The sequence below is a fragment of the Wenzhouxiangella sediminis genome, assembly GCF_003410055.1.
In the GTDB taxonomy this organism is placed as follows: Bacteria; Pseudomonadota; Gammaproteobacteria; order Xanthomonadales; family Wenzhouxiangellaceae; genus Wenzhouxiangella; species Wenzhouxiangella sediminis.
In genome coordinates, this window is record NZ_QUZK01000007.1 from 1 (window position 1) to 7,809 (window position 7,809).

The window sequence follows — 7,809 nt, forward strand, 5'->3', positions numbered from 1 at the left end:
TTTCAGGTTTCAGGTTTCAGGTTTCAGGTTTCAGGTTTCAGGTTTCAGGTTTCAGGTTTCAGGAAAAGCAATTGACGTCGTTGCCCCGGACCTGATCCGGGGCCTTCTATCGGTTGGTGCCTTCGGTTGGGAGGTCCCGGCTCGTGGGCCGGGACGACGCTGCGCGTCGGTTGGGGTTTGGCTTCTTGTGTATGCTCTGGGTATGAGTTCTACGGTGCGGTTTCCGTTCGGGATGGTGGATATTCACGGGCATTGGTTGCCCGGGGTGGATGACGGGGCGAAGTCTCTGGAGATGTCGTTGCGCATGGCGCGGATTGCTGTGGACGACGGGATTACCACTGCCCTGGCGACGCCGCATCATCTCAATGGGATCTACAAGACCGGGGCCGAGCGGGTTCGGGAGGAGGTTGCGGCCTTGCGCTCGGAGTTTGCGCGGGCCGGGATCGAGCTGGATCTGTTGCCCGGGTCGGAGTGTCACCTGGTGCCGGAGTTGCCGCGCGAGCTGGCCGAGGGGCGGGCCATGACGGTGGCCGACCGCGGCAAGGCGGTGCTGGTGGAGTTGCCGGTGCATTCGATTCCCGTGGGGGCCTCGACCATTCTCGAGGAGATTCTGGGGCTGGGCCTGTCGCCCATCATCGTGCATCCCGAGCGCAATTCGGAGCTGGCGCGCAAGCCCGACCGGCTGGCCGAGTGGGTCGAGATGGGCTGCCTGGCGCAGGTGACCGCGCGTTCCTGCATCGGCAAGTTCGGGGACCTGGCGCGGGATGCCTCGAAGGAGATGGTCACGCGCGGGATGATTCATTTCGTGGCCTCGGATACGCATCGCGATCGGCGCCGGGTGCCGGATATGTCGTATGGGCGCTCGGTGATTGAGAAGTGGACGAATTCGGAAGTTGGAAAGTTGTTGGCCGAAACGTATCCGCGAGATTTGGTGCTTGGTAGGGAGTTGGAGTTGGGGGCGTTGGATGAGGCGTTGCCGAAGCGGCGCCGGGGGTGGCTTCGGAAGATGTTTGGGGCTTGAAGGTTTCAGGTTTCAGGTTTCAGGTTTCAGGAAAGGCAATCTAGCTCGTCGCCCCGGACTTGATCCGGGGCCTTCTCTCTACTGGCGCCTTCGGTGGGGAGGTCCCGGATCAGTGTCCGGGACGACGCTTCGCGTCGGCTTGATCAGGGGCCTTCGTTTCAGAAATTGTTTACTTATGTGAAGAGTTTCTTGTATTCGAGGTCCTTGATTGAAGGCAGGTTTTTGTGGTGCTAGACTGAAACTGGCTATTTAGGTCTGGGTCATCCAGACATCAGGCTTTGGCCCTTGGGCCAAATGGGGTTTTTACGGGAAGGCAGGAGTTCTACATGAACACGAATCGTATTTTTTCGAATGTTTCGCTGGCGGCTGTAGCCGGCGTGCTGGGCGTGGGTTCGGCGCTGGCCTCGGGGCCGGTGGGCGAGCTCGAGGCGCGGGGGCACGTCGACGTGGCCCAGCAGGGGGCGGACAACGCGGTGCGCGTTTCCGACACGACTTACGGCTGGTTCTCGGGTGACTCGGTTCACACCGGCTCGGGCCAGGCGCTGCTGTCGCTCGACGACGGCGCCAGCCTGGGCTTCGGCAAGAACACGGCCGCGACCGTTTCCGTCGAAGACGGTGCCGTGGTGGCCTCGCTGGAATCGGGCGTTCTGCTCTACGCGCTGGAAGACCAGCAGGTGGAGTTGAAGGTCGAATCCGGTGACTACCGCTTCAGCACGCGCTCGGCCGAGGCGCAGCCCATGCAGGTTTCCTCGGGCCCGCGCGGTGCGGCCGGCATGATCCGGGTGCTCGAATCCGGCCAGGTGCAGGTCTCCGTCCACGACGGGGTGATGGCCTCCACCGACGTTTCCGGCAGCCTGCAGTACCAGGTGGCCAGCGGCGAGACGGTGGCCTTCGAGGGCACCGAGCCGCGCCAGGTCAACACGCAGGTCGAGGCCGCCCGTCGCGAGCGCGACCGGGACGCCGCCGCGGCCTGGTTCGGCAACACCCCGCCGGAAGTGCTCGGCATGCTCGCCGTCATCGGCGGCTCGGGCGTCTACAAGGTGGCTTTCGACGATGACGACGAAGATCCCCAGTCGGTCAGCCCCTGATCGTTCGGGCTTCGTACACAGGGGGATTTTCAACTCGATTCGTGTTTTTCCGGGAGGCGGCCGGCTGCGCCGCCTCGCCGGCTTGAGGAAGTAATCATCATGCGTGTTGCATTGGCATTTCTGGCGTCCATCGGCCTACTGCTGGCCGGTTGCGCCGGCTCGGGGAGTAATCGCGAAACCACCCTTCAGGATTTTCAAAAGGATGTCGCCGCCGAAGAGCGCGTCAGCGACATCAACAACCGTCTCATGAACCTGGCTGTGGAGGGCGCGAGCGACAGCGTCTATCGCGTGGGCGCCGAGGACCGCATCCGCGTCAACATCTTCGGCGTGGAGGATCTCTCCGGCGAGTACCGCGTCAACGGCGCCGGCCGCGTGCTGCTGCCGCTGGTCGGCGAGGTCTCGATTGCCGGGCTCACCCTGGGCGAGGTCGAGCAGGCCATTGCCGAGGCCTACGCCGAGGACTACCTGCGCGATCCGCAGGTTTCGGTGGAAGTGGTCGAGTACCGCAGCCAGCAGTTCACCGTCATCGGCGCGGTCGAGCAGCCGCGCGTGTACAACGTCAGCCGCCAGATCACCCTGGTGGAGGCCCTGGCCATGGCCGGCGGCATCAGCGCCGAGGCCGGCAGCCAGGTTTACCTGACCGACCGCGTGCGCAACCCCGACACCAACAAGATCGGCACGCGCACGCTGATCATCGACGTCGAGAACCTGATGCAGGAAGCCGAGGAATACAACCTGGTGCTCGGCGAAAGCGCCATGATCAACGTGCCGCGCGGCGGTTACGTGTATGTCGAAGGCGCGGTGGAAAACCCCGGCGCCTATCCGCAGCGCGCCGACACCACGGTGCTCAAGGCCCTGGCCGAGGCCGGCGGCCTGAGCTTCGAGGCCAGCAAGGGCAACATCCGCGTGATGCGCCGCACCGACAACGGCGGCTGGGAAGCCCAGGACATCGACTACGACCGCATCCGCGACAACCCCAACCTGGACGTCCCGCTCGATAACGGCGACGTGGTGCTGGTCAGCGCCAATGCGTTCAAGGAAGGTTGGGTGAATATGTGGCGGGTTATTCAGCCGATTGCGTTGCTTGGGTTTAGGCCGCTTTAGAAGAGAGGTTTCAGGTTTAAGGTTTCAGGTTTCAGGGGTGGCAGCGGCAAGACTTGGTGGGCGGCTTTGCCGCGTTGGGTTTGACGCCAACGGATATCGAAGCCCGCCTTGTTTTTTCCTGAAACCTGAAACCTGAAACCTGAAACCTGGAATCACTATCGGCAGCCAACGTAAGATGGCAGGCATGGGGCTTGAAGCAGGAAACAGATGAGCGAAGGTAAGGACAACGAACAGCACGGCACGCATTTGCAGCCGGTTTCGGGTAAGGGCCATCAGCTGACGGTCTATGACCCGAGCGTGCAGCAGTTCGAGGAAGACGACACGATCGATCTGCGCGAGTACTGGCGTGTGCTGGTCAAGCGCCGTTGGACGGTGCTGGGGGTGGTCGCCATCGTGGTCACGGCCGCCCTGCTCTCGACCCTGCTGATGATTCCCGAATATCGCTCCACGGCGCAGGTGCAGATCAGCCCGCAGAGCGCGCGGATTCTCGAGTACGAGGATTTCTCCGGCGAAGGCGCCGGCGGCGGGCGTTCCTTCCAGGAGTTCCTGACCACGCAGTTCGAGATTCTGCGCAGCCGTTCGCTTTCCGAGAAAGTGGTTGAAGAACACGAGCTGGCCGACCATCCCGAGCTGGCCGGCGAGGTGCAGCAGCGCGGCCTGGTGACCCAGGCCAGGTCCCTGGTCGGCACGGTGCTGGGCGCCTTTCGCGGCGAGGCCTCGGCGGCCGAGCCCGGCCAGCGCGACCCCGTGCGCGCGGCGGCCAAGCGCCTGCGCGAGCGCGTGGAAATCCAGCCGGTGCGCAACTCGCACCTGGTCAACGTCTCGGTCACGGCCTTCGATCCCCAACTGGCCGCCGAGGCCGCCAATGCGCTGGTGCAGGAATACATCGAGTCGACCCTGCAGCGCCGCTACGAGTCCGGCAGCGAGGCGCGGCAGTTTCTGGAAGGCCAGCTCGAGGACATGCGCATCGCGCTCGAGCGCTCCGACCAGGCGCTCATGGATTTTGCGCGCGAGAACAACGTGGCCGACCTCGAAGAGCGCCTGGAGATGTCGCGCGAGTCGATGCGCAGCATGAACGATCGCCTCAACGAGGTGCAGGCCGAGCTGGTCACCGTGACTTCGTGGAAGTCGCTGATCGAGCAGGGCCGCATCGACAATCTCGAGCCGGTGGTCGAGGACGAGGCCCTGGCCGAGCTCGAATCGCAGCTGGTCGAGGCCGAGACCGAGTACGCCCAGCTCTCCGAGACCTTCCTGGACAGCTACCCGGCCGTGGAGAAGGTGCAAAGCCGCATCGACAACCTGAAGTCGGAAATCGAACAGCGCAAGCAGACCATCGTCGACAACATCCTGGGTCGCCACGAGAACCTGCAGGCGCGCGAGCAGGCGCTGAAGGACTCCATCTCCGATCGCGAACAGGGCATCCTGGCGCTCAACGAGCGCGCGGTGCAGTACAACATCCTCAAGCGCGAGTTCGAGACCAACCGCGAGCTCTACGACGGCCTGCTGCAGCGCATGAAGGAGATCGGTGTTGCCGCCGGCGTGCAGGAGAACAACATCGCCGTCATCGACCAGGCGCGCGTGGCCGCTTTCCCGTTCAGCCCGAGCCTGCCGCGCAACCTGGCGCTGGCGCTGGTGCTGGGCCTGTTTGGCGGCGTGGGTCTGGCCCTGCTGCTGGAGTTCCTGGACGGCTCGGTGCGGCGCGTGGAAGACATCGAACGCCTGGTCGACCGGCCGGTGCTGGGCATGGTGCCGCTGGTCAAGCTCAAGGGCCGCGACGGCAAGGTCAAGAAGCGGCCCAAGCGCATCGAAAAACTCGACGAGTCGATCTCGCACTACTCGGCCGTCAAGCCGACTTCGGGTGTTTCCGAGTCGTTCCGCTCGCTACGTACCAGCCTGAGTTTCGCCACGCCCGAGGGCATGCCGCGCACGCTGATGTTCACCTCCGCGGCGGTGGGCGAAGGCAAGACCACCGCGGCGATCAACCTGGCCACGGTGATTGCGCAGAACGGCCAGCGCGTGCTGCTGATCGACGCCGACCTGCGCAAGCCGCGCATCCACCGCGAGTTCAACTGCCTGCGCGCGCCGGGCCTGACCAACCGCATCGCGCGCTACGAAAACACCGGCCAGGACAACTCGGCCATCCACCCGACGCACACGCAGAACCTGTTCATCATGCCGGCAGGCAACTCCACGCCCAACCCGGCCGAGATGCTCTCCAGCGAACGCCTGGCGCGCGTCATCGACGGCTGCAAACGCGCCTTCGACCACGTCATCATCGACGCCCCGCCCACCCTGGGCCTGGCCGACGCCCTGACCCTCTCCCGCCAGGTCGACGGCGTCATCTTCGTCGCCATGGCCGGCCAGACCGCCAAGGAAAACTTCCGCGTCTCCATGAAACGCCTCGCCCAGGTACAGTCGCCCGTGCTCGGCGTCGTCTTGAACGGCGTTGATCTGGATAGCCCCGAATACGCTTACTACTCGTCTTACTACTACAGTTACGAAGGGGATGACGATGAGCTTGGAGATGGTGAAGGTGGCCAGGGTCGGATTGGTGCTAGTTAGTTATTAAGGTTTCAGGTTTCAGGGTTCAGGTTTCAGGAAAAGAAGGGGGATTGCGGGTAGTTTGGGAGTTGGATGGCTTATCACTCTTTTGAGTCACTTGAGGTCTGGAAGCGTGGGTGCCGATTGGCCAAAGCGGTTTACCAAGCACTCAACGGAACGCGCGATTTCACCTTGAAGGGCCAGATGACTCGCGCTGCAGTTTCCATCCCTTCCAATATCGCGGAAGGTTACGAACGCGGCAGTCAGAAAGATTTCGTGCGTTTTCTGCGAATCGCCCAGGGTTCGGCCGCTGAACTGCGCACACAGGCATACATCGCCAACTCCACCGGCTTGCTGGACGACAGCACAACCACCCACCTCGTCCGCGAATGCAAGGAAATCGGCGCCATGCTCCAGGGCTTGGCAAAGACCCGGTCGAACAATATCGAGGAACCGGACGACGCCCCGGACTCCGACTACTTCTCCGGTTTTCCTGAAACCTGAAACCTGAACCCTGAAACCTGGCCCCTCGATGTCCACCAGAGTCATCCAAACCGCAACTCTATCAATCGCCCTGGCCCTGGCAATCCTGATCGCAGGCTGGGATTTTTTTGGGCTTCGAACGGTAAACCCCGATCGGCCGTCGGAGGCGCTGGAGGCCGGCGTCGTGCCCTGGGGTGGGCTTGCGGGTCGGGAGGCGTCTCGGTTTCTGGAGAATCGGTGGCGCTTGGATCCGGCGGGGGCTGCGGGGCCCTTGTTGGGGCAGTTGGGTCACTATCCGCTCGATCCGTGGCGGTGGTTGTTGTATTCGCGGATCGAGTGGGCGTTGCACGAGGAGTCGAGCGAATTGCGGCGCAACCTGGCGGCGGCGGTGAGTGTGCAGCCGGGCAACCGGGAGGTGCGCTGGCAGGCGGCCAACCTGGCGCAGTCGACCGGTGATGCCGACCTGGTGCTCGACCAGGTGGCGCTGTGGCTGGCCGACGAGCCGCGCGAGACCGCCCGGGCGCTGTTCGTGGCCGGGCGCTGGGCCGACGACCCCGGCACCCTGCTCGACCGCGTGGTGCCCGATGACGAGGCATTCCTGGCCGAGGCCATGGAATACGCCTACCGCAGCCACGACGTGGCCCTGGCGCAGGCGGTGTGGCAGCGCCTCGAGCAGCCCCGCGATCCCGGCGACGACGCCTTCGCCGATTACGTCGCCACCGCCCTGAACAACCGACGCCCCGACCTGGCCATGCAGGCCTGGCAGCAGGTGGACACGGGCTACCAGCCCGGCGATATCCCCGCCGGGGATTTCGGCGTGCCGCTGGAGGCGATGCCGACCTTCGGCTGGAATCTGTCGATGCGCGATGGGGTGACGGTGGAGCGCGTGGAGATCGGAGGACAGAAGACAGAGGGCGGCAAGCTGAGGACGGAAGACAGCGAATTAGCCACCTCCCCCCTGACACCGCCGAACCAAAAAACCAAAGAACCAAAGAACCAAAACACGCGCGAAGCGCAAGCTTTGCGCATCACTTTCAACGGCGAAGAAAACGCCCACCTGGCCACACCCTTCGTTCGCTTCCCCATGCCCGAGCCGGGCCGCTACGTGCTCACCGGCTGGTGGCGGGCCGAGGGCCTGACGACGCGCTCCCTGCCCTACCTGCAGCTCTACGCCGAATCGAGCGACAACGCGTTCAACGACACCGTCGAAGTGCCCGAACAGAACTTCACCTGGCATCGCTTCGAGATTCCTTTCGAAGTCACAGAGGCCAACGAGATCTTCCGGTTTCGGTTTCGAAGGAATCGGACGGATGATTTTGATCGGTATATCGACGGTAGCGTCTGGATTGGGGGGCTTGGGATCGAGGAGGTGGATCGGACGGGGGAGGAGCTGGTAGATGACTTCTAAGGTTTCAGGTTTCAGGTTTCAGGTCGGCAACTGGAGAACTCGGTGGGCGGCTTCGCCGCGCGAGGGATGGCACCAGCCGCGACCGAAGCCCATCAGCCATGTTTTCCTGAAACCTGAAACCTGAACCCTGAAACCTCTTCTTTTCCTGAAACCTGAAACCTGAA

Annotated in this window: 6 protein-coding genes; all 6 read left to right on the forward strand. The window is 63.6% G+C overall.

The features are described 5' to 3' along the window. Positions 1 to 1,021: tyrosine-protein phosphatase (locus DZC52_RS01425; protein WP_245960735.1), on the forward strand; the 1,021-nt coding region annotated here is incomplete at its 5' end. Positions 1,022 to 1,347: 326 nt separating this feature from the next. Then, the gene (locus DZC52_RS01430) at positions 1,348 to 2,109 is read left to right on the forward strand and encodes a hypothetical protein (RefSeq protein WP_116649343.1); all 762 of its coding nucleotides are present in this window, start codon (positions 1,348 to 1,350) and stop codon (positions 2,107 to 2,109) included. 99 nt (positions 2,110 to 2,208) lie between these two features. Then, a complete protein-coding gene (locus tag DZC52_RS01435) occupies positions 2,209 to 3,213 on the forward strand; it encodes a polysaccharide biosynthesis/export family protein (RefSeq protein WP_116649344.1) in 1,005 nt (334 codons plus the stop codon). 207 nt (positions 3,214 to 3,420) lie between these two features. Beyond that, positions 3,421 to 5,775: a GumC family protein gene (locus DZC52_RS01440; RefSeq protein ID WP_116649345.1), complete on the forward strand. Its 2,355-nt coding sequence runs from the start codon at positions 3,421 to 3,423 to the stop codon at positions 5,773 to 5,775. A gap of 72 nt (positions 5,776 to 5,847) precedes the next feature. Then, a complete protein-coding gene (locus DZC52_RS01445; RefSeq protein WP_116649346.1) occupies positions 5,848 to 6,258 on the forward strand; it encodes a four helix bundle protein in 411 nt (136 codons plus the stop codon). A 250-nt stretch (positions 6,259 to 6,508) separates the two neighbouring features. Further along, positions 6,509 to 7,645, forward strand: coding sequence for a hypothetical protein (locus DZC52_RS01450; RefSeq protein ID WP_147307573.1), 1,137 nt, complete (start codon positions 6,509 to 6,511; stop codon positions 7,643 to 7,645). Positions 7,646 to 7,809: the final 164 nt, after the last annotated feature.